This window comes from Sphingobium psychrophilum, assembly GCF_012927105.1.
Lineage (GTDB): Bacteria > Pseudomonadota > Alphaproteobacteria > Sphingomonadales > Sphingomonadaceae > Sphingobium > Sphingobium psychrophilum.
The window spans coordinates 155,229-177,284 of sequence record NZ_JABBFV010000004.1; the positions used below are offsets into that span (position 1 = coordinate 155,229).

Below are 22,056 nucleotides of genomic sequence, written 5' to 3' on the forward strand. Positions count from 1 at the left end.
CCCTATCATCTGTTCGCCCTGAGCGAAGCCAAAGGGGATCGCCGACAACAGGGAGGTGCCTTCGCCTGCGCTCAGACAAGGGCTTCGACGCCGCTCAGCTTGAACGTAGATAAACTCATTTACGCCGCAGCAACGTAACGAAACTATAGGCCGGCCGTCCATCCAGCGCCTCGTGGCCCACCCGCGCCGTTTCGCGCCAGTCCACCGGATCGGGATAAGCGATATGCGCATCGCCCGCCACCTCCAGATGCACCTCGGTCAGTTCGATCCGGTCTGCCAACGGCAGGAACAGCCGATAGATTTCCGCGCCGCCGATCACCATGACGGTCGGCGCATCGGCCAGCATAATCGCCCCGTCGATATCATGGACGACTTCAGCCCCCCGCCCGCGCCAGTCGCGATCGCGCGTCAGCACGATATGACGACGACCGGGCAGCAAGCCGGGCAGGCTATCGAAGGTCTTGCGCCCCATCACCATCGGATGGCCGGCGGTGATTGCCTTGAAATGCTTGAGGTCGGCGGGCAACCGCCAGGGCAGGTCGCCATCCCGGCCGATCACACCATTATCTGCGCGGGCGAGAACGAGAGTGATTTCCGCGCGATTCATACGCCCAAACCCTCGTCATTCCCGCGCAGGCGGGAATCCATCTCCCAACGCCGCGGATGGGGAAAGCGTTGGAGATGGATCCCCGCCTGCGCGGGGATGGCGGAACAGAAAAAACGCAGCGCGTTGCTCACAACGTCAACCGCGTCACATGCCCCATCTTTCGACCGGGCCGCGCCTCATGCTTGCCATAGAGGTGCAGATGGTTCGCCGGATCGGACAGGATCGCCAGCCAATCACCGGCGTCGTCGCCGATCAGGTTGCGCATATCCACCGCCTTCGCCGCCAGCGTCGTGTCGCCCAGCGGCAAACCGCAAATCGCGCGGACGTGGTTTTCGAACTGGCTCGTCACCGCACCCTCGATCGTCCAATGGCCGCTATTATGGACGCGCGGCGCCATCTCGTTGAACACCGGCCCGTCGCCGCTGGCGAAAAATTCGCAGGTCAGCACCCCGACATAGTCGAGCGCATCGGCGATCTTGCGCGCCATGCCGCGCGCCTGCGCCATTTGCCCCGCGATCAGCGCGCCTGCCGGCACGGTCGATGTGGCGAGAATACCATCGACATGGACATTGGCGGCCGAATCCCAAAATCGCACCGCGCCGTCATGCCCGCGCACCAGGATCACCGAAAATTCCTGGTCGAAGGTCACGAACCCTTCCAATATCGCGCTCTGCCGCCCGATCGCGTTCCACGCGCCGACCGCATCGCCCGGCTCGGACAGGCGGGCCTGTCCCTTGCCGTCATAGCCCATGCGATTGGTCTTCAGGATCGCCCGGCTGCCGACCTGTTCGATCGCGCTCTCCAGATCGTCCAGGCTCTCGACCGGCGCGAAGGGCGCGGTCAGCCCGCCCAGGTCGCAGACGAAGCGCTTTTCCGCCAGCCGGTCCTGCGCCACGCGCAACGCCTGCGCGCCGGGGCGGACCAGCCCATGGGTGGACAGTATCTCGACCGCGGCGGGATCGATATTCTCGAACTCGTAAGTGACGACATCGACGCTGTCGGCGAAATCGCCCAGCGCCTGCGGGTCTTCATAAGCGCCGCGCGTCCAGTTGGGCGACACATCGGCGGCCGGGCCGCTCTCTTCGGGCGCATAAATATGCGTGCGATAGCCCAGTTGCGCCGCCGCGGTGGCGATCATCCGGCCCAGCTGGCCGCCGCCTAATATGCCGATCGTGGCGCCGGGCGCGATGGTCGTCATGGGCCTTGCTCAGTCCTCGACGGTTTCGGCGACGGCATCGGTCTGGCGCGCGCGCCAGGCGTCCAACCTTTCAGCCAGCGCATCGTCGGTCGTTGCCAGGATCGATGCCGCCAGCAGCCCCGCATTGATCGCACCGGGCTTGCCGATCGCCAGCGTGGCGACGGGGATGCCGCCGGGCATCTGGACGATGGACAGCAGCGAATCCATGCCCTTTAACGCCTTGGATTCGACGGGCACGCCCAGCACCGGCAGGCGGGTCATGGATGCCGTCATGCCGGGCAGATGCGCCGCGCCGCCAGCCCCGGCAATGATGACCTTCAGGCCCCGGCCGACCGCCCCGGTGGCGTAATCATAAAGGCGCTGCGGGGTACGGTGCGCGGACACAACCTTACATTCATGGGGGACGCCCAGCGCGTCGAGCGTTTCGGCGGCATGGCGCATCGTGTCCCAATCGGACCGCGATCCCATGATGATGCCGACCGTGACTGCCCCGCTCATATGCTGCTTCCCCTGAACGCGCGGCTTGTGACGCCGCCCGGAAAGCAAAGCCCCTTAGCGGCCGGGCCGCCAAGGGGCAATGCTATTCCGCCCGGCACCGTCCAAGCCGTCAGTCGATATCTATACCCTGCCCGGCCAGCCAGTCGCGCACCGGGGCCAGTGCATCCTCATGCCGCTTCCACCGCGCCACCGCATCGGCATTGAGTGGACGCCGCACCTGCGCCGCGCTGGGCGTCGCGACCGCCGCCTTGTTTTCATGGAAGGACAGGCACGCCACGTCCCATTCCAGCCCGCAATGGTCCAGCAGGCGGCGCGTCTCGCCCTCCTGATCGGCGACCAATGCTTCATAGGAAAGCTGGAGCACCCGGCCGGGAAACAGCCGATCCCACAGCGCCATCAACCGGTCGAACCGCGCATAATAGCGCGCAATGTCCATCAGGTCATAGCTATAGGCATAATAAGCCGACTGGCTGGCGAAGAGATTCTTGTAGTTGCTCCAGACCGTATCCATCGGATGTCGGCGCAGGCAGACGATCTTCGCCCGCGGCAGCGCGTGCAGGATATGCCCGATATAGAGGAAATTGGCCGGCAGCTTGTCGGTGAAGCGCGCCTTGCCATCGGGCCGGTGATGGCTGGCGCGCGCCATATAGGCCTGCCCCATCGCCAGCGGCTCCGCCCCCCCGCTCGCCGCGATCGTGTCCGGGTCGATCACCAGCCGGGATCGCGTGGCCGAAAGCTGCTTCACCGCCAGCGGCATCGCCTGCAATTCGCCGGCCGACCCGACCTGCCGGTGGGAAGAGAGGATGCGATCGACCAGCGTCGTGCCGGTGCGCGGCATGCCAGTGACGAAGATCGGCGCAGGCTCATCCAGTCCCGCGCCCCATCCCTTCGGCGCGCCATCGGCGAACAGCCGCTCGATCGCGTCAAAGATCGCCGCATCGGCGGCAAAATCATAGCCGATCGCCTGTTTGTGCGCAGCATTGGCCGCAGCAAGATGGGCGAAGGCGTCCGCGGCGTTGCCCATATCCTCATGGCTCTTGGCCAGCGCATAGCGGATGCGCAGCCTGTCTTCGGGCCGCTGCGCCTTCGCCAGCGCCGCCTCCAGGCGGGGCACTTCATTGGCCTGCGCGCTCTGCCGCGACAGAATCGCCAGCGCATAATGGACCCGCGCGTCCCGCGGATCGGCGCGCAATATCGCCTCATAATGGTCCCGCGCCGCCTCCACCCGCCCCGTAAAACCGCAGGCAGCGGCGAGATTATAGCGATAGCTGAGATTATCCGGCTCCGCCGCCACCGCCCCCTCGAACGGCACAACCGACGCCGCATGATCGCCCAGCCGCGCCAGCACGCAACCGATCGTGTCCAGCGTCAACGCATCGTCCGGCCCCGCTGCCAACGCATCGCGCGCCGCCCGGCCCGCCTCGCCATCGCGGCGCAGCAGGATCAGCAGCCGCGCATATTGGGCGAGATGCTCGGCCTGCCCGCCGCGCGCCACCGCCTGTTCCAGCATCGGCAGCGCCTTGGCCACCTGCCCCGCTTCGGCCGCGGCCATGCCCAGCAGGAAGAAACCGGCGGGGCGTTCGGGCTGCTCCATCGCCAGCCGCTGCGCCGCCTGCGCGGCCGCGGGCAGATCCCCCCGCGCCAGCGCCGCGCGCGCGGACGCCTCCAGGCTCACGCCATCCCCATCGTGAATCCGGCTACCCGCTCGATCACCCAGAAACAGCCAATAATTCCCGCGCTATAGAGCGCGACCTGCCGCACCCATTGGTCGCGATCGAAGATCGACGCCAGCTTCATCGCGCCCAGCACGCAGGCGACAAAGATCAACTGCCCCAGTTCGACCCCGCCATTGAAGAACACCAGGCCCGACAGCCGCTCCTGCGGTGCCACGCCCAATTCGCGCAACACGGTCGCAAAGCCAAGACCATGGAGCAAACCAAAGCCCGCCACCACCGCCAGTTGGCGACGACGCTTGGCCGGATTGGCCATATCGCCCTCCTTCGCGCGGATCGCCTCGCGCGCCATGAAGGCGATGGACAATGCAATCACCGCCTCAACCGGCGGCACCGGCACAGTAACGATGTCGAAAAAGGCGAGCGCCAGGCTAAGCGAATGGCCGATGGTGAAGGTCGTCACCAACCCCAGCAGGAAGCGCCCGCGCGCCAGCAGGCACAGGCACAGGACGAAGGCGAGATGATCCCAGCCGCCCAATATATGCACGATCCCCTGCCAGGTATATTCGACCGCGATCTCCGGCAGGGCGCGCGTCCGCGCCGCCGTCTCGCCGATCGGCAGGGACAGGCTGTCACCATCGGGCTGGAGCGCCTGCGTCACCCGCGCGCCGGTGGCGGTAGACAGGAAGGTAGCGCCATCGACCGCCCAGGGGGTGACGATCGCATCGTCGGCCTTGAGCGCGCGATCGCAGGCGATGCCGATCGCATAGCGGGTCATCACCGTTTCGGTCAGCTTGTCGCGGCTGGTTTCCCGGCACCCTTCGGGCAGGCCAAGCGGCTTGTCGCTGGCGAGGACCGACGGGACCGAGGCGCTCAATTCGAAACTGCCGGGGTCCGCGCCCTGTTGTATTGTAAAGTCGCCGACGCGGAACACATCCGCCTGCGCCGGGACGGCAAAGCCCAGGAGCAGCGTCAGGATCAGCAGCAGGCGGCGCACCATCATTGCTCCACCTCGATGCGGTAGGCACCTTCGAGCTTGCGCACTTCCTTCTCGACCAGTGCGCCGGTTTCCGCGGCCAGATAATCCTGGCTCACCTGATCGCGCACATCGGTATAGGGCAGCATCGCGGACGGGCCGCGATCGCGCACCCGCGCGAAATGCCAGCCGCGCGTCGACTGGAGCGGCCCGATCCACTGGCCGGTCGGCACCTTTTTCAGCGCATCGGTGAAGGGCTGGCCGAACATGCCGCGCACCATCGATTCGCCATAATTGGGCAGGTCGTGGCCCATCCAGAAATCATCGCCCTTCACCGTGCCGCCAGCACGCAGCGTCGCCAGCATCGCGGGCGCATCGGCCGGTTTGCGTTCGAAGAAGACATGGTCGAGCGACATGCGCGGTTCGGCGCGATACAGATCGCGATGGGCCGCATAATAGCCCATCAACTGATCCTCGCTCGGCTCCGCAGGCGCGCCCGCGATCATGAAGCGGACCCGATCGATCAGCCGCTGCTTGGTGGTCTTGTCGGTCATGTGCATACCCCGCTCCACCGCTTCGCGGAACAGCAGTTCGTCGGCGACATAATCGTGGATCAGCTTGGCCTTGGCCTGCGCATCGGGCCTCTTGCCCGCCATCATCTCATAATCGTCGGACAGGCTTTTTTGCACTGACAGGGGCACGTCGATCGTCTCGCGACTGGCCGTTACTGCCCAGTAGAGCGCGAAGATCGCCCCCGCCACGACCAGGAAGACAAGGAACGGATCGCGCGCTGCCAAAGCGCGCAGCGAAGCAGTCAAACGGCGCATCAGCGCAAGCATCCTTTCAAACCCGCCCGGCAGAGCGGGCGTTCTTCGCCCAGCTTATGCCGACGCCAACCAGCCGTCCACCTACGTCAAATGACGCATGGGTGCGACACCCTGCCATAGCAACTTCCGTTCGTTTCGAGCGAAGTCGAGAAACGATGGCGCAGTTCTCGCCGCTTCTCGACTTCGCTCGAAGCGAACGGGCGGAGGCATCAAGCCAGCATCTCCGCCGTGACCGGCAGGGTACGGATGCGCTTGCCGGTCGCGGCATATATGGCGTTGACCAGCGCCGGGATCACCGGCGGCAGCGCCGGTTCGCCAAGACCGGTGGGCGGATAATCGGTCTTCACGAACTCGACGATGATCTGCGGCGCATCGTTGATGCGCAGATAGGGGTGGGTGTCGTAATTGGCCTGTTCCACCGCGCCTGCAACCTGCGTGATCTGCTGCCCGGCCAGTGCCTGGCCCAGCCCCTCGATCACAGAACCTTGCGCCTGGTGCAGCGCGTTGATCGGGTTGATGATCTGGCTACCGACATCGCCCGCGACCCAGACGGTCTTCACCTTGGGCACCCCGTCGACAATCGCCACTTCCACCACTTCGGCGAAATAGCCCATATGGCTGTAATAGAAGGCAAAGCCCTTGCCCGACCCCTTGGGCAGCGTCTTGCGGTTCGCCCAGTCCCCCATGGCGATCGCCTTTTCGATCACCCCCTTGGCGCGCGCGGTTACGAAGGGCGGCTGGTTGGGACCGCGCGGCAATGCCTTCGGGTCGCTGAACAGGTCCAGCATCAGCGTCGGCAAATCCTTGCCCGCCGCCTGCGCAACCTCGTCCAGAAACGCCTGGGTGACGAACCCCAGCGCGTTGGAGCCGGGCGCGCGCAACCAGCCGGTCGGCATGTTGGTGGCGAGGAAACTCTGTTCCAGCAGCACATTGTCGATCAGCCCAACGGGCAGTTCGCTCGCCGGCATTTCCGCCGACCGCACTGGCTTGCCATCCTTGCCGAAGGTCACGAAATGATCGTGGAAGGCGGTCAGCTTGCCGCCCTTGTCCAGCGCGGCGCGAAAGCCGTGCCAGCCGGCGGGGCGATAGAAATCGCGCTGGATATCCTGCTGCCGGGTCCAGAGCAGCTTCACCGGCACGCCGGGCAGTTGCGCCGCGATAGACGCCGCCTGCACCATATAATCGTTCATCAGCCGCCGCCCGAAGCCGCCACCGATGCGGGTGAAGTTGATGCGGATCTTCTCCGGCGGCAGGTTCAGCGCCTTGGCCACCAGCGCGCGCCCACTTTCCGGGTTCTGCGTCGGCGCCCATATTTCGACCGCGCCGTCCTTGAACAAGGCGGTGCAATTTTGCGGCTCCAGCGTGCCATGCGCAAGGAAGGGATAGTCATAATCGGCCGTCACCGTCTTCACGGCGCTGGCGAAGGCAGCATCGACGTCGCCAGTGCGGACGATGTCGGCGTCGGCCTTGCCCTTTCGCTTCGCCGCGGCTTGGCTCGCATAGCTTTCGGTCGAAAAGCCGCTGACCGCGCTGACGTCCCAATCGATCTTGAGCGCCTCGCGCGCCTGATTGGCGCTCCACCAGCTTTTCGAGAGGATAGCGACGCCCTCGAAACCGGATTCCGGCGTGCCATCGCCCTTGATCGTCAGCACATGGGCGACGCCGGGCAGCGCCTTCACCGCGTCCAGATTGGCCGATTTCATGGTGCCGCCGAACGCCGGGCAGGTTTCCAGCACCGCATAGAGCATGTTCGGCAGCTTGAAATCAATGCCGAACAGCGGCTTGCCCGCGACGATGGCGGGCGTATCGACACCGCCGACCGACTGGCCGATGATGCGGAAATCAGCGGAGTCCGTCAGCTTGAGTGTCGCCGGATCGGGCGCGGGCAGCTTGGCCGCTACCGCCGCGAGCGAGGCATAGGTCGCCGACTTGCCCGATTTGGGGTCGATGACCTTGCCAGCCGACGTCTTTAGCGTCTCCGGCGCCACGCCCCAGCCCTGCGCCGCCGCCGCGACCAGCATCGCCCGCGCCGCTGCGCCCGCCTGCCGCGTGGGCAGCCATTCGCGCGGGGTGGTGCGGCTGCCGCCCGCGCTCTGGCCGCCGAAAATCTTGGCGTCGGCATGGGTCTGCTCAATCGTCACCTGGCTCCAGTCGACGCCCAGTTCCTCGGCGATCATCATCGGCAACATGGTCTTGGCGCCCTGCCCGATCTCCGCATTTTTCGCGCCGATGACGACGCGGTTGTCGGGCAGGATGCGAATGAAGGCGGTCAGGATCACCGGCGTTCCGTCGGCCGCACGCGCCACGGGCACGTTCAGGTCGAACAGCAACCCGCCGCCTGCCAGCAGCGAAGCGGAGATGAAGCCCCGGCGCGACAATGTGGCGGCGCTCATGCCTGCATGTCCTTGATGCCGGCCGCATCCTTGATCGCGGCGCGGATGCGGACATAGGTGGAGCAGCGGCACAGATTGCCCATCATCGCCGCATCGATCTCCTCGTCACTGGGTTTGGGTGTGGTGGCGAGCAAAGCGGTGGCGCTCATGATCTGCCCGGCCTGGCAATATCCGCATTGCGGCACGTCATGCTTCACCCAGGCAGCGGCGATGCGCTTGCCCGCGTCACCCGCCTGCACGCCCTCGATCGTGGTGATCGCCTTGCCGGCCACATCGCCCAGCGGCGTCTGGCAGGATCGCACCGCCTCCCCGCCGACATGCACGGTGCAGGCGCCGCACAGACCCGCGCCGCAGCCGAACTTGGTGCCGACCATGTCCAGATCCTCGCGCAGCACCCACAGCAGCGGCTTGGCGCTGTCGCCATCGACCTGCCGTTTCTGACCATTCACCGTGAAGCTGATCGCCATATCTCTACCCCGTCTCTTTTACCGCCAATAGAGGCGCATCTGCACGCTTCTGTCCAGTCGTCATGACAGGAGCGCTATGGCGTCCCCGTTTTCGCGCTCGATCGGGCGCGGCTGGACATGGACCAGTAGCGCATCAAGCTGCTCGCGCGCCTCCACCACCCCCCGCGCCAGCAGCCGCCCGCGCGCATCGATCAGCGCGGCGGACGGTCGGTCGCCGGACCGGAAGTCGCGCATCACCTCCGCGCTCAATATGACATCAGTGTCGCGGATATGATGCTGGCGCAGCATGTCGCCATAGTCCTCCGCCCGCCCTTCCCCCAGGAACAGCAGCCGCAACCGCTTGCGATCGGTCAGCGCCAGCGCATCGCGGATCGCGGCGCGACTGGCGGCGCAATCTGGGCGGATGAAGAGCAGCAGCAGCGCGCGCCCGTCCGCGCTCGGCCCGCCGATCGTCAGCATGTCCCCGGCCAGGGTCGGCGCGCTGACCACCGGGGCCGCGCCGCCGGGACCGGGCAGGCCCGCACGCTGCGCGATCGGCGTGCCGCGATCCTGCAACTGCCGCAACTGGCGCGCCAGCGCCACCACCGCCACGACCAGCAGGATGACGATAATCCATAAAAGGAAGAGAGACGCGATCAGCACCAGGCGGTCATGCTCATAAATATCAGAACATGGCGCTAACCCGCCGATCCGCGCCGCTCGATAGGGTGTTTGACGTAGAGCCTTGGCCGGGCATCCCGTTATGCCGGACGCAGGGTCGTTCGCAGGATCCTCTTGGGCAGCGCAAGCCGCCCTGCAGCAAGCGCGCAAAAAACCTCTCCCATAGCGCCTTGCTCCGGCCCGGACTCCCTGTGGGTCCGGGCCGTTGCCCATAGCGCGCGCCAAAGGCTACGTCGTTCACCCCATTTGCCGCTTACCCGCCCACCCCTAGCTTTCGGGACAATCGTCAAGATTGTATAAGGGGGTTAGTGATGAGGCTGAAACATGCGCTGCTGGGCGTGTTGCTCGCCGCCACGGTGATTTCGTCGGCGGCGGTCGTCGCCCAGAATGACAAGCCGACCGTGCCCGCCGCATTGGAAGCCAAGATCAAGTCCCTGTCCAAGGAAAAGCGCGACTTCCTGACCTCCGACCCGGCCGAGATGTTCGCCGGCTCCTACGACAAATTGTTCGAACGGCTGGCGACCAAGACGCCGGAAGAAATCAGCGCCTATATCGAGGCGATGATGGATGCGGTCGCCGCGTCGAAGTTCAACGCCAAGACCGACATGGCGGCCATCCCGCTCGATACCGACAATGAAAATTTCAACGGCTGGAAGCTGCGTCGCCCCGCGGGCCTGGACCCCAAGCGTGAAGCCGGGCCGTTTTCGCTGAGCTATTATGCGCATAGCATGGGCGGCGGCGGCGTCTATGGCGGCGGCATCGCCACCTTTGCGGGCGCGCCGGTGGCGATCTTCCCCGAAGATCTGGTCGCGGGCAAGGTGGACGTCGCGATCGTCGGCGCGCCGCTGGACATGGGATCGGGCTATCGCGGGGCGAAGGGCGGCCCATCGGCGATGCGCACCCAATATGGCGCGGGCGGCATCGACATGTATACGATGGTCGATCCGTCCAAGGAATTGAAGATCGTCGATTATGGCGACATCGCCGTCGACAATATGTCGACCGAGCGCACCGTTGCCCATGTCCGCGAACGGGTGGCCGAAATCGCCCGGACCGGCGCGATCCCCTTCATCGTCGGCGGCGATCACAGCCTGGAATATAGCGATGTCGCCGGGATAGCCGACGTCCATGGCAAGGGCAGCTTCGGCGTCGTCCATTTCGATTCCCACTATGACGCGGGCAAGGGCGGCGTGCATTTCATCACCCATGGCGCCCCGGTCTATCGCGCGGTCAAGGAAGGCCATGTGCTGGGCAAGAACTACATCCAGGTCGGCCTGCGCGGGCCGTGGCCGGAAAAGGAAGGGTTCGAATGGATGCGCGACAATGGCGTGCGCTACCATGCGATGCCGGAGGTCGAGAAAAATGGCTGGGCCGCGACGATGGAACGCGCGCTGAAGGAAGCACGCGAGAGCGGCAAGAAACTCTACGTCTCATTCGACGTGGACGTGCTCGATCCGGCCTTCATCCCCGGCACCGGCACGCCTGTCCCCGGCGGGCTGACGATGCGCGAGGCGATCCCGATCGTGCGGCGGCTGTGCGCGGAAAATGACCTGGTCGGTTTCGAGATCGTCGAACTCGCGCCAGTGCTGGACCCGACCTATCGCAGCGCCCTCAACGCCAATTTCATCATGCACGCCTGCCTGACCGGCGTCGCGATGCGCAAGAAAGGCATCCGCCAAGCGGGCTATCTGTCCGACCTGACGACCGAGCACGGCCAGCCCTTTAATGGCGACAAGGCGGCCAAGGACGGCAAGGCGGAAAAGATCGACCCCAATTTCGCCCGCGGCGGTCGTCGGCCGACGACTTAAAAATCCTCCCCTTTGAGGGGAGGTGGCAGGGCGAAGCCCTGACGGAGGGGTATCGCCCTATCGATAGGGTGATACCCCTCCACCACGCCCTTCGGGCGCGATTCCCCTCCCCTTTGAGGGGAGGAATTGCCAAAGCGCTCCGGCGGTCCAGCGCCGCCCTTTCGTTACATACGTCATATGCCCCATGTCGCGACCTGCCCGCGCTAACCACATGTCTTATATGACCGTTCAACGCGCCATCACCGTGCCGCCCAAGTCCCGGCACCAGCGGGTGGACGGGCGCGCCATGGTCGCCTTTTCGCCCCGCGGCATCCGCGACATGATGCAGGTTGCGCCGGCCCGGCTGCTGTTCCCCGAGGGGCGAGAAGGCGATTTCCCTCTGGCCGTCACCGTCACCACCAGCGGCGGCCTGACCGGCGGCGACAGGCTGGCGCTGGACATCATCGTCGATCCCGGCGCGGCCGCGACTATCGTCCCGCAAGCGGCCGAAAAGCTATACCGCGCGCTGGACGAGGACGAACCGACCCGCATCGACACGCGCATCACCATCGGCGCGGGCGCGACCTGCGAATGGCTGGCGCAGGAAGCGATCCTGTTCGACCGCAGCCGGATGCGCCGGACGCTCGAAGCAAACCTCGCGCCCGACGCGCGCATGCTGGCGATGGAAATGCTGGTGCTGGGCCGCGGCGCGATGGGGGAAGTCTATGCCAGCGGCCTGATCCACGACGCCTGGCGCATCCGCCGCGACGGGCGGCTGGTCTGGGCCGACACGCTCCATGTCGAGGGCGATTTCGCTGCCCAGGGCCGCGCGCCCTTCGGCTTCGGCGATGCGACCGCTATCGCCACCCTGGTCTATGCCGGGCCGGACGCGGGCGACTATCTCGACCTCGCCCGCAGCCTGTTCGAGGGGCCGGGGGCCGGCGCGACCAGCTTTGACGGGCTCCTCATCCTGCGCCTGACCGCCGCCGATCCGCAGGCCCTGCGCAAGGATGTGATGCGCGCGGCGGGCATATTGCGCGCCGCCATATTCGGACTGTCGCCAACCATGCCAACCATCTGTTACTGCTAGGGCCATGAATCTCACCGGGCGGGAAAAGGACAAGCTGCTGGTCGCGATGGCCGCCATGGTCGCGCGCAATCGACTGGCGCGCGGGGTGAAGCTCAATCATCCCGAAGCGATCGCGCTCATTACGGACCATGTGGTCGAAGGCGCGCGCGACGGCCAATCGGTCGCCACGCTGATGGCCAGCGGCGGCCATGTGGTGACGCGCGATCAGGTGATGGAGGGCATTGCCGAGATGATCCACGATATCCAGGTCGAGGCGACCTTCCCCGACGGCACCAAGCTGGTCACCGTCCACAGGCCGATCCGGTGAGGGACAACCCGCTTGCCCCCCAACCCCCGTTCGCCCTGAGCCTGTCGAAGGGCTTTTATTGCTCGACGAAGAGAGCAGGGCTTCGACAGGCTCAGCCCGAACGGATGTGGGAGTGGGCCAGATGATCCCCGGCGAAATCATCCCTGCCCCCGGCGACATCCTGCTGAACGCAGGGCGCGTGCCCATCACCCTCACGATCGCCAATAGCGGCGACCGGCCGATCCAGGTCGGCAGCCATTATCATTTCGCCGAAACCAACCCGGCGCTGCTGTTCGATCGCGACGCGGCGCGCGGCTATCGGCTCGATATCCCGTCGGGCACCGCCGTCCGCTTCGAACCGGGCCAGAGCCGGGACGTGCAACTCATCCCCTATGCCGGCGACCGCATCGTCATCGGCTTCCGCGGCGATGTGATGGGGAAGCTATAATGGCGTACACGTTAACACCCGTTCGTTTCGAGCGGAGGGGTCGCTGATGCCCGTAACCATGACCCGCCGCGCCTATGCCGGCATGTTCGGCCCTACGACCGGCGACCGCGTGCGGCTGGGCGATTCCTCCCTCTTCATCCGGGTCGAGGAAGACCGGACCGTCTATGGCGAGGAGGTGAAGTTTGGCGGCGGCAAGGTGATCCGCGACGGCATGGGGCAAAGCCAGATGAGCCGCGCCGACGGCGCGCCCGACACCGTCATCACCAACGCGCTGATCCTCGACCATTGGGGCATCATCAAGGCAGACGTCTCGATCCGCGATGGCCACATCGCCGCGATCGGCAAGGCGGGCAATCCCGACGTCCAGCCCGGCGTCACCATCCCGATCGGCCCCGGCACGGAGATCATCGCCGGCGAAGGCCGCATCCTGACCGCAGGCGGCATCGACGCGCACATCCATTTCATCTGCCCGCAACAGGTGGAGGAAGCGCTCAACGCCGGAATAACGACGATGCTGGGCGGCGGCACCGGCCCGGCGCACGGCACGCTGGCGACCACCTGCACGCCGGGCAGCTGGCATATCGGCCGGATGCTCCAGGCGCTGGAAACCATGCCGATGAACTTCGGCCTGTTCGGCAAGGGCAATGCCAGCCAGCCAGCCGCGCTGGAGGAAATGATCCGCGCGGGCGTCTGCGGCCTGAAACTCCATGAGGATTGGGGCACCACCCCCGCCGCGATCGACTGCTGCCTGTCGGTAGCGGACGACTATGACATTCAGGTCGCGATCCATACCGATACGCTGAACGAAGCAGGCTTCGTGGAAAGCACCGTCGGCGCGTTCAAGGGCCGCACCATCCACGCCTTCCATACCGAGGGGGCGGGCGGCGGCCATGCGCCCGACATCATCAAGGTCGCGGGCCTGCCCAACGTCCTGCCCTCCTCCACCAACCCGACCCGACCCTATACCGTCAACACGATCGAGGAACATCTCGACATGCTGATGGTGTGCCACCATCTCGATCCGCGCATCGCCGAAGACGTCGCCTTCGCCGACAGCCGCATCCGCAAGGAGACGATCGCAGCAGAAGACATACTGCACGACCTCGGCGCCTTCTCCATGATGTCGTCGGACAGCCAGGCGATGGGCCGCGTCGGTGAAACCATCATCCGCTGCTGGCAGAGCGCGGACAAGATGAAGCAGCAGCGCGGTTCGCTGGGGTCGGACGATGCCGACAGCGACAATTTCCGCGCCAAACGCTACATCGCCAAATATACGATCAACCCAGCGATCGCCCATGGCATATCTCACATCGTCGGCTCCATCGCGGTCGGCAAACTCGCCGATCTCGTCCTCTGGTCCCCCGCCTTCTTCGCGGCAAAGCCTGACATGGTGATCAAGGGCGGCAGCATCGCAACCGCCCCCATGGGCGATCCCAACGCCAGCATTCCCACGCCCCAACCGGTCCATTACCGCCCGATGTTCGGCGCGATGGGCCGCGCAGGTGCGCTGTCGTCGCTGCATTTCGTGTCGGCGGCAGGGATCGCCGAAGGAATTGGCGAACGGCTGCAACTGGCCCGCCCGCTGGAAGCCGTGCGCAACACCCGCGGCGGGATCGGCAAGGCGTCGATGATCCTTAACGACGCCATGCCCGATATCCAGGTCGATCCCGAAACCTACGAAGTGCGCGCCGACGGCGAATTATTGACCTGCGAACCGGCGAGCGTGCTCCCGTTCGCGCAAAGATATTTCCTGTTTTGACAAGCTGCCTTAACCGCCCTTCACCCGTCATCCCCGCGAAGGCGGGGACCAATCTCCGGGCCTCGCGTCTGGAGATAGGGTGGGAGATGGGTTCCCGCCTTCGCGGGAATGACGGAGTGAATAAATCATGCTGACCGCCCATGATGTCATCCCCCACGGCCACTGGTCCGGCCCCGCCGCCGACCATATCATGCTGGACCATGACGCCCGCCATCGCCGCCGCTGGGTCTATACCGCCGACCATGGCACGATGTTCCTGCTCGACCTCGCCCGCGCCACTGTGCTGAACCATGGCGACGCGGTGCAACTATCCGATGGTCGCCTGGTCGAAATCCTTGCCGCACCCGAAGCGCTGGTGGAAGTCACCGCCGCAGACCCGTCCGCGATGATCCGCCTCGCCTGGCATATCGGCAACCGGCATTTGCCCGCCGAACTGCACCCCCATGCCATCCGCCTGCGTGACGATCATGTCATCAACGCCATGCTTGAAGGGCTGGGCGCGACCGTGGTGAAGATCCACGCGCCCTTCACCCCCGAAGGTGGTGCCTATTCCGGCGGCGGCCATGATCATGGCCATCATCATCACGATCATTCCCACGACCACCATCACGACCATGCTGGCTGACGCCGCCCTCCACCGCCTGCTCGCATGGACGTCGCCTTCCTACCCGGTGGGCAGCTTCACCTATAGCCATGGCCTTGAAACCGCGGTCGAGGATGGCCGCGTGCGCACCGCAGCCGACGTTACCGCCTATGTCGAGGCGGTGCTGGCGCGCGGCGGCGGCTGGGTCGATGCGGTGCTGTTCGTCCAGGCCTATCAGGCCGCAGGCGACCCAGCGGCATTCGATGCTGTCGCCGAACTGGCGGGCGCCTTCCGCGGCAGCAGCGAAACCGCGTTGGAAAGCCGGCAGCAGGGCGGCTCCTTCCTGTCGGTCACCCGCAAGGCCTGGCCCCATCCCGCGCTTGATGCCTTTGCGACGCGCTGGGACGGGCATCCGATGGCCCATGCTGTCGTGATGGCGCTGGCCTGCGCTGCGCATGCTATCCCGCTGGAACCGGCGCTGCACGGCTGGCTCCATGCCACCGCCGCTAACCTGGTATCCGCCGGGGTACGCCTCGTCCCCCTCGGCCAGACCGACGGGCAGTTGGCGCTCGCCGCCCTCTCCCACGCCATTCCCGCCATCGCAGCCAAGGCGCTGGCCACCCCACTTGACGATCTGGGCACCGCCGCCCCCGATCTCGAACTCGCCTCCCTCACACATGAAACCCTCTACACAAGGCTCTTCCGCTCATGACTTCTCGTAACGGCCCGCTCCGCGTCGGCATTGGCGGCCCGGTCGGCTCCGGCAAGACCGCGCTGACCGACCGTCTCTGCAAGGCGATGCGCGACCATTATAATATCGCCGCCATCACCAATGACATCTACACCCGCGAGGATGCGGAGTTTCTTACCCGCTCCGGCGCGCTGGTGCCCGAACGCATCATGGGCGTGGAAACCGGCGGCTGCCCCCATACCGCCATCCGCGAGGACGCCAGCATCAACCTGGCCGCCGTCGACGAAATGAGCCGCAAATTCCCCGGCCTCGAACTCATCTTCATCGAAAGCGGCGGCGACAATCTGGCCGCAACCTTCAGCCCCGAACTGGCCGACATCACCATCTATGTCATAGACGTGTCCGCGGGCGACAAAATCCCGCGCAAGGGCGGCCCCGGCATCACAAGGTCCGACCTGCTCCTCATCAACAAGATCGATCTTGCGCCGTTCGTTGGCGCGGACCTTGGCGTCATGGACCGGGACGCCAGGAAGATGCGGGGGGACCGGCCCTTCCTGTTCACGAACCTCAAGGACAATATCGGCTTGCCCGCCGTCATCGACTTCATCCTCGCGACTGGCGGCCTGCGCCCTTATCCCGCAGACGCCGCTGCGATCTGATGGACCGCGCCGCCTATGTCCTGCGCGAAAAGCGGCTCTACAATAAGTGGGTCGCCAGCCAGACATTGGAGGATTATGCCCTGCGCTACACCGCCGACAGCGCCCGGCGCTGGTCGGCGGGGCAGGTCGCCAACACCGCGATCGGCGCGACCGCCTTCCTCGCCTGCGAAGCGATCGGCGCATCCATCACCCTGACCTATGGCTTCGCCAACAGCGTCGCCGCGATCGCCGCCGCCGTCGCGCTGATGTTCGTCATCGGCCTGCCGATCGCCTATCATGCGGCCAAGCATGGGCTGGACATCGACCTGCTGACGCGCGGCGCGGGCTTCGGTTATCTGGGGTCCACCCTCACCTCGCTCATCTACGCCAGCTTCACCTTCCTGCTCTTCTCGGTCGAAGCGACGATCATGGCGGTAGCGCTTACCGCCATGACCGGGATGCCGATGAGCCTCGCCTATCTGGCGAGCGCGCTGATCGTGATCCCCATCGCGCTCTACGGCATGAGCGCCATCACCCGTTTCCAGAACGCGACCCAATGGGTCTGGATCGTTCTGCAAGTCGCGCCGATCGTCTATATCCTCTGGTCCGGCCCGGCCGCGCTGGCGCAATGGAGCCACTTCACCGGACAACTGGGCGCGAAGGACGGCAGCGTCAGCCTGCTCTATTTCGGCTTCGCCCTCTCCACCCTCCTCTCCCTGCTGCCGCAGATCGGCGAACAGGCCGACTATCTGCGCTTCCTCCCCAGCGCGAAGACAATCGGCAAAGGCAAATGGTGGGCGGCGATGCTGGCGGGCGGGCCGGGCTGGACCTTGATCGGCGGCATGAAGCTGCTGCTTGGCTCATGGCTGGCGCATTTCCTGGTCCAGAGCGCCGCTCTGCAAAGCGAGGCGTCCAGCCCGACCGCCATGTTCCGGGGCATCTACACCGCCATGTCGGGCCATGCCGGGCTGTCGCTGATCCTGACCGGCCTGTTCGTCATCATCTGCCAATTAAAGATCAACGTCACCAACGCCTATGCCGGCTCGATCGCCTGGTCGAATTTCTTCGCCCGCCTGACGCACAGCCATCCCGGCCGCGTCGTATGGCTGATCTTCAACGTGCTCCTCGCCCTGCTGCTGATGGAAGTCGGCATTTTCGACGCGATCGAGGCGATCCTGATCCTCTACGCCACGGTCGCGGCGGGCTGGATCGGGGCGCTGGCCGCCGACCTGATGATCTCCAAGCCGCTGCGCCTGTCGCCCGCGGGAATCGAATTCAAGCGCGCCCATCTGTTCGACATCAACCCGGTCGGCATCGGCGCGATGCTATTGTCCATTTCGGTGTCCGCACTCGCCCATTTCGGCCTGATGGGCGACATCGCCCGCGCCTTCGCCCCGGTCATCGGCATGGCAGTCGCCTTCACCAGCGCGCCGGTCATCGCGCTCATCACCCATGGCCGCTATTATATCGCGCGCCAGTCGCACTGGCCCGAAGGCAGCGATACGAAGACTTGCATCATCTGCGAAAACGCCTTCCAGCATGCCGACATGGCGCACTGCCCCATGTATGCCGCGCCGATCTGCTCGCTCTGCTGCACGCTGGAGGCGCGCTGCCATGATCGGTGCAAGAGCGACAGCCGCGCGACGCAACAGGCCGCCCGCTGGCTGGAGCGGCTGCTCCCGCGCGCCGTGGCCGACTATGTCCATACCCCGGTCGGCCATTTCATCGCCGTCATGAGCATCATCACGCTGGCGAACGGCGCCCTGATGGGCGGCATCGGCTGGCAGGTGGCGCGGCGCGCGCCGACCTTCGCAGCGCAGACGTCCAGCCTGATGCTCGGCCTGTTCCTCCTCTTCTCGCTGCTGGGCGGGGTGATCGCCTGGATGATCGTGCTCGCCCACCAAAGCCGCCGTTCGGCGATGCAGGAAAGCGAGCATCATGTGCAAAAGCTGATGGAAGAAGTGATCGCGCATGACGTGACCGGCGCGGAACTGCAACGCGCCAAGGAAGCCGCCGAAGCCGCCAACGCCGCCAAGAGCCGCTATCTCGTCAGCGTCAGCCACGAGATACGCTCGCCGCTCAACAGCATCTACGGCTATGCCCAGCTGATGGAACGCGGCCATGAAATCGCCCCGATCGAGGCGGCCAAAGTCATCCGCCGCAGCGCCGAGCATCTGACCAATCTGGTCGAAGGGCTGATGGATATCAGCCAGGTCGAAAGCGGCGTCCTGCGCATCAGCAGCGAAACGGTACGCCTGTCCCCCTTCGTCGACCAGATCGCCAACATGTTCCGGCCGCAGGCCCAGTCCAAGGGGATCGACTTCCTCTACGAACGGCCCGAAAAACTGCCCGATTTCGTCCGCACCGACCAGAAACGCCTGCGCCAGATCCTGATCAACCTCCTGTCCAACGCGATCAAGTTCACGCGCAGCGGATCGGTCACCTTCCGCGTCCAGTATCGCAGCCAGATGGCGACGTTCGACATTATCGACACCGGCATCGGCATCGCGCCCGATGATTTGAAGCGCATTTTCGATCCGTTCGAGCGCGGCTCCAACCCCGATGCGCAAAAGCAGAAGGGGATTGGCCTCGGCCTCGCCATCACCCAGGCGCTGGTGCAGATATTGGGCGGCGACCTGTCGGTTGTCAGCACCGCGGAAAAGGGCACGCAATTCACCGTGCGCCTGATGCTGGGCCATGTCGCCGGGGTCGCCGACAGCCAGCCGGTCGAAACGATCAAGGGCTATGAAGGCGACCGGCGCAAGATTTTGCTGATCGACGATGACGCCGTCCAGGTGGCGGTGCTGCGCGGCCTGCTGGAGCCGCTCGACTTCATCGTGTTCGAGGCATTGAACGGGCGTACCGGCATGGAGATCGCCGCGCGCGAACAGCCCGACATCGTCCTGCTCGACATATCGATGCCCGGCGAATCCGGCTGGGACATATGCCGGGCGCTGCGCGAAACGCTGGGCGGCGGGGTCCGCATCGTCATGGTGTCGGCCAATGCGCATGAGTTCCATCGCGGCGGTGACGGCCGGGCGGCGCATGACATGTTCCTGATGAAGCCGGTCGATCTCGACGCGCTGCTCGACGCGATAGCCGACCAGTTGCGCATCCGCTGGACCGGCGATCTGCTGCCCGCGCCGCCGCCCGCGATCGAGGACGAAGCCCTTCCGCCATTACCCGAAGAAGCTGGCCCGATCCTGGCCGATATCGAGCAGAAGGCGATCATCGGCCATGTCCGCGGCATCGAATCCAGCATCAGCGCGCTGGAGGAAGCCGTGCCCGACGCCGCCCCGCTCACCCGACGCCTCCTCGCCCATCTCGACCGTTTCGACCTCAAGGGGCTGATCAGAACCATAAGGGCCGCCCGATGACCACGCCTTCCCACACCGATACCGTCCTCGTCGTGGACGACACGCCCGAATCGCTACGTTTTCTCACCGACACGTTGGAAGCAGCCAACATCTCCGTGCTGATCGCCACCAGCGGCGACGCGGCGATCGAATTGCTGGACCATGTCGCCCCGGACCTCATCCTGATGGACGCGGTGATGCCGGGACTGGACGGGTTCGAAACCACCCGCGCGATCAAGCAGATGCCCGCCGGCGCGCCGATCCCGATCATCTTCATGACCGGCCTCACCGAAAGCGAGCATGTCGTCCATGCGCTGGAGGCAGGCGGGGTCGATTATGTGCGCAAGCCGATCGTGGTCGAGGAGCTATTGGCCCGCGTGCGCGTCCATATGGCCAATGCGCGCCAGACCCAGGGCGGCCAGTTCGCGCTCGACGCGACCGGACGCAATTTGATCGCGGTGACCACCGATGGACGGCTCAGTTGGAGCACGCCGGGCGCGGAAAAATTGATGGAAGCGCTGGCCCCCGGCTGGTCGCGAGGCGACGCCGCGCCGCCCGCTTTGTTGCGCAACGCGGTCGGACGGCTGCTGGGCGACGATCTGGCCGCCGGCGCCACGGCCAAGGCGGACAGCGGACAGGGCGACACGGTCGAACTCATCATCGTCGGCCGCCCCCGCCGCGACGAAATATTGATCCGCCTCAACCATATCGATCCGCTCGCCGATATCGGCCGGCTGCAAAGCCATTTCAGCCTGACCCAGCGCGAGGCCGAAGTGCTGCTATGGATCAGCTATGGCAAGCCCAACCGCGTCATCAGCGAGATACTGGTCATCAGCCCGCGCACCGTGAACAAGCATCTGGAACAGATTTTCGAGAAACTGGGCGTGGAAACGCGGGCTGCGGCGGCGGCCTTCGCCGTCCGGGTAATCGCGCACTGAGGGGCAAGCCAATGCCCTTCTCCGCCAGGGGGATAAGGATACGCAGCCTTACGCGCGCAGCGCGTTAGGCGAAGTTGGAAGAGGGGGGATGCGCCCTCACGTTCGTAACATCCCCTCCAACTGCGCCAGCATCTCGGCATGCACCGCCACCCCATCCCGCAGCGCCTTCTCCCGCGCCGCAAAGCGCCGGTCGCCCGGCATCCGCTCCTGCCCCGCTGCGCGCAACGCCTCCACCAACTGCTCGACCCGCGCGGCGAACCCAGCCGCCGATCCCCCGCGCGCCGGGTCGATCAATATTACGCACTCGCCAGTGCAGGGCGTCTGCGCGCCGGGATGCGCCGACCAGTCGACCTCATGCGAATACAGCCCGCCGGTCAGCGCCGCGGCCATAATCTCGATCATCATCGCGATCGCTGCGCCCTTATGCCCGCCAAAGGGCAGCAGCGCGCCGCCGTCCAGCACCGCGCGCGGATCGCGGGTCGGCCGGCCCGCCGCATCGACGCCAGCGCCTTCGGGCAGGTCATGCCCCTCGCGCGCGGCGATCTGCACGTCGCCATGGGCCAGCACGCTCACCGCCTGGTCGAACACCACGATCTTTTCCCCGCCGCGCGGCGCGGCAAAGGCCAGGGGGTTGGTGCCATAAACCGGCTTTCGTGCGCCAGGCGGTACGACGACGGCCATGCTGTCCACCATGGCAATCGCGACCAGCCCCGCTTCAGCAAAGGGTTCCACATCGGGCCAGAGCGCCGCGAAATGATGCGATCGCCGGATCGCGACGACGCAGGCCCCGGTCGCGCGGGCCTTTTCCATGGCCAGGGGCGCGGCGGCCGCCAGTGCCGGCTGGGCAAAGCCATTGGCGGCATCGACGCGCAGGAAGGATGCCCCGCCATCCTCCACCACCGGCTCGGCCAGCCCGTCGACCCAGCCGCTTTGCAAGGTCGCAACATAGCCGGGCATCCTAAACAGGCCATGGCTCATCGCCCCGTCCCGCTCCGCCCCAGCGCAGTTGCGTGCGAGAATGTCCGCCACCATTGCCGACGCGCCGTTGGCGATGAAGATGCGGGTCAGCAGCGCCACCAGCGCGTCGAAATCCATATGGGTCATGGGCGCGCACCCTCCCTTGCTTTGCCGCGCGGCGCAACGGCGGGAACGCGACAGGCCATACGTCCTTCACCCCATTG

At 65.7% G+C, this 22,056-nt stretch carries 20 protein-coding genes; 10 read left to right on the forward strand and 10 right to left on the reverse strand.

The genetic code is table 11. The features are described from left to right. Nucleotides 1–115: 115 nt before the first annotated feature. The 9 genes from HHL08_RS07395 to HHL08_RS07435 all read right to left on the reverse strand — a co-directional run bounded on the left by HHL08_RS07395 (nucleotide 116) and on the right by HHL08_RS07435 (nucleotide 9,281). Nucleotides 116–607, reverse strand: a complete 492-nt coding sequence (locus HHL08_RS07395) for a dihydrofolate reductase (RefSeq protein WP_169571958.1) — start codon at nucleotides 605–607, stop codon at nucleotides 116–118. Nucleotides 608–734: 127 nt separating this feature from the next. Further along, nucleotides 735–1,805 carry a 5-(carboxyamino)imidazole ribonucleotide synthase gene (locus tag HHL08_RS07400; protein ID WP_169571960.1) on the reverse strand — a complete coding sequence of 357 codons (1,071 nt, stop codon included), beginning with the start codon at nucleotides 1,803–1,805 and terminating at the stop codon, nucleotides 735–737. Between the two features lie 9 nt (nucleotides 1,806–1,814). Then, a complete protein-coding gene (gene purE / locus HHL08_RS07405) occupies nucleotides 1,815–2,303 on the reverse strand; it encodes a 5-(carboxyamino)imidazole ribonucleotide mutase (RefSeq protein ID WP_169571962.1) in 489 nt (162 codons plus the stop codon). Between the two features lie 109 nt (nucleotides 2,304–2,412). Next, nucleotides 2,413–3,978, reverse strand: coding sequence for a tetratricopeptide repeat-containing sulfotransferase family protein (locus tag HHL08_RS07410; RefSeq protein ID WP_328804597.1), 1,566 nt, complete (start codon nucleotides 3,976–3,978; stop codon nucleotides 2,413–2,415). Further along, complete coding sequence (locus tag HHL08_RS07415) at nucleotides 3,975–4,979, reverse strand: HupE/UreJ family protein (RefSeq protein ID WP_169571964.1); 1,005 nt, start codon at nucleotides 4,977–4,979, stop codon at nucleotides 3,975–3,977. Before HHL08_RS07415 ends, HHL08_RS07410 begins: the two co-directional genes overlap by 4 nt. Next, the gene (locus HHL08_RS07420) at nucleotides 4,976–5,779 is read right to left on the reverse strand and encodes a peptidyl-prolyl cis-trans isomerase (protein WP_169571966.1); all 804 of its coding nucleotides are present in this window, start codon (nucleotides 5,777–5,779) and stop codon (nucleotides 4,976–4,978) included. Before HHL08_RS07420 ends, HHL08_RS07415 begins: the two co-directional genes overlap by 4 nt. A 209-nt stretch (nucleotides 5,780–5,988) precedes the next feature. Next, nucleotides 5,989–8,172, reverse strand: a complete 2,184-nt coding sequence (locus HHL08_RS07425; protein WP_169571967.1) for a xanthine dehydrogenase family protein molybdopterin-binding subunit — start codon at nucleotides 8,170–8,172, stop codon at nucleotides 5,989–5,991. Then, nucleotides 8,169–8,639, reverse strand: coding sequence for a (2Fe-2S)-binding protein (locus HHL08_RS07430; protein WP_169571969.1), 471 nt, complete (start codon nucleotides 8,637–8,639; stop codon nucleotides 8,169–8,171). The genes HHL08_RS07425 and HHL08_RS07430 overlap by 4 nt, the downstream gene beginning before the upstream one ends. A 60-nt stretch (nucleotides 8,640–8,699) precedes the next feature. Then, on the reverse strand, nucleotides 8,700–9,281 hold the full coding sequence (locus tag HHL08_RS07435) for a thioredoxin domain-containing protein (protein WP_169571971.1): 582 nt from the start codon (nucleotides 9,279–9,281) through the stop codon (nucleotides 8,700–8,702). Nucleotides 9,282–9,610: 329 nt separating this feature from the next. Here HHL08_RS07435 and HHL08_RS07440 point away from each other — a divergent pair, with 329 nt between their 5' ends. From HHL08_RS07440 to HHL08_RS07485, 10 genes are all read left to right on the forward strand, one after another. After that, nucleotides 9,611–11,107, forward strand: coding sequence for an agmatinase family protein (locus HHL08_RS07440; RefSeq protein ID WP_169571973.1), 1,497 nt, complete (start codon nucleotides 9,611–9,613; stop codon nucleotides 11,105–11,107). A 220-nt stretch (nucleotides 11,108–11,327) separates the two neighbouring features. Further along, entirely contained in the window at nucleotides 11,328–12,176 is an 849-nt protein-coding gene (locus tag HHL08_RS07445; RefSeq protein ID WP_235954974.1) for an urease accessory protein UreD, read from the forward strand. Between the two features lie 4 nt (nucleotides 12,177–12,180). Then, entirely contained in the window at nucleotides 12,181–12,483 is a 303-nt protein-coding gene (locus HHL08_RS07450; protein ID WP_169571977.1) for an urease subunit gamma, read from the forward strand. 121 nt (nucleotides 12,484–12,604) lie between these two features. Further along, entirely contained in the window at nucleotides 12,605–12,910 is a 306-nt protein-coding gene (locus HHL08_RS07455; RefSeq protein WP_169571979.1) for an urease subunit beta, read from the forward strand. 46 nt (nucleotides 12,911–12,956) lie between these two features. Then, entirely contained in the window at nucleotides 12,957–14,669 is a 1,713-nt protein-coding gene (gene ureC / locus HHL08_RS07460) for an urease subunit alpha (protein ID WP_169571981.1), read from the forward strand. A 127-nt stretch (nucleotides 14,670–14,796) separates the two neighbouring features. Next, complete coding sequence (gene ureE / locus HHL08_RS07465; RefSeq protein ID WP_169571983.1) at nucleotides 14,797–15,294, forward strand: urease accessory protein UreE; 498 nt, start codon at nucleotides 14,797–14,799, stop codon at nucleotides 15,292–15,294. Continuing rightward, nucleotides 15,239–15,964: an urease accessory protein UreF gene (locus tag HHL08_RS07470; RefSeq protein ID WP_235954975.1), complete on the forward strand. Its 726-nt coding sequence runs from the start codon at nucleotides 15,239–15,241 to the stop codon at nucleotides 15,962–15,964. The genes ureE and HHL08_RS07470 overlap by 56 nt, the downstream gene beginning before the upstream one ends. Beyond that, nucleotides 15,961–16,602, forward strand: a complete 642-nt coding sequence (gene ureG / locus HHL08_RS07475; RefSeq protein WP_169571985.1) for an urease accessory protein UreG — start codon at nucleotides 15,961–15,963, stop codon at nucleotides 16,600–16,602. The genes HHL08_RS07470 and ureG overlap by 4 nt, the downstream gene beginning before the upstream one ends. Continuing rightward, a complete protein-coding gene (locus HHL08_RS07480) occupies nucleotides 16,602–19,958 on the forward strand; it encodes a hybrid sensor histidine kinase/response regulator (RefSeq protein ID WP_169571987.1) in 3,357 nt (1,118 codons plus the stop codon). The genes ureG and HHL08_RS07480 overlap by 1 nt, the downstream gene beginning before the upstream one ends. After that, a complete protein-coding gene (locus HHL08_RS07485) occupies nucleotides 19,955–20,875 on the forward strand; it encodes a response regulator transcription factor (protein ID WP_169571989.1) in 921 nt (306 codons plus the stop codon). Before HHL08_RS07480 ends, HHL08_RS07485 begins: the two co-directional genes overlap by 4 nt. 96 nt (nucleotides 20,876–20,971) lie before the next feature. Here the strand turns inward: HHL08_RS07485 and HHL08_RS07490 are convergent, their stop codons facing one another. Beyond that, entirely contained in the window at nucleotides 20,972–21,979 is a 1,008-nt protein-coding gene (locus tag HHL08_RS07490; RefSeq protein WP_169571990.1) for an Ldh family oxidoreductase, read from the reverse strand. Nucleotides 21,980–22,056 lie beyond the last annotated feature (77 nt).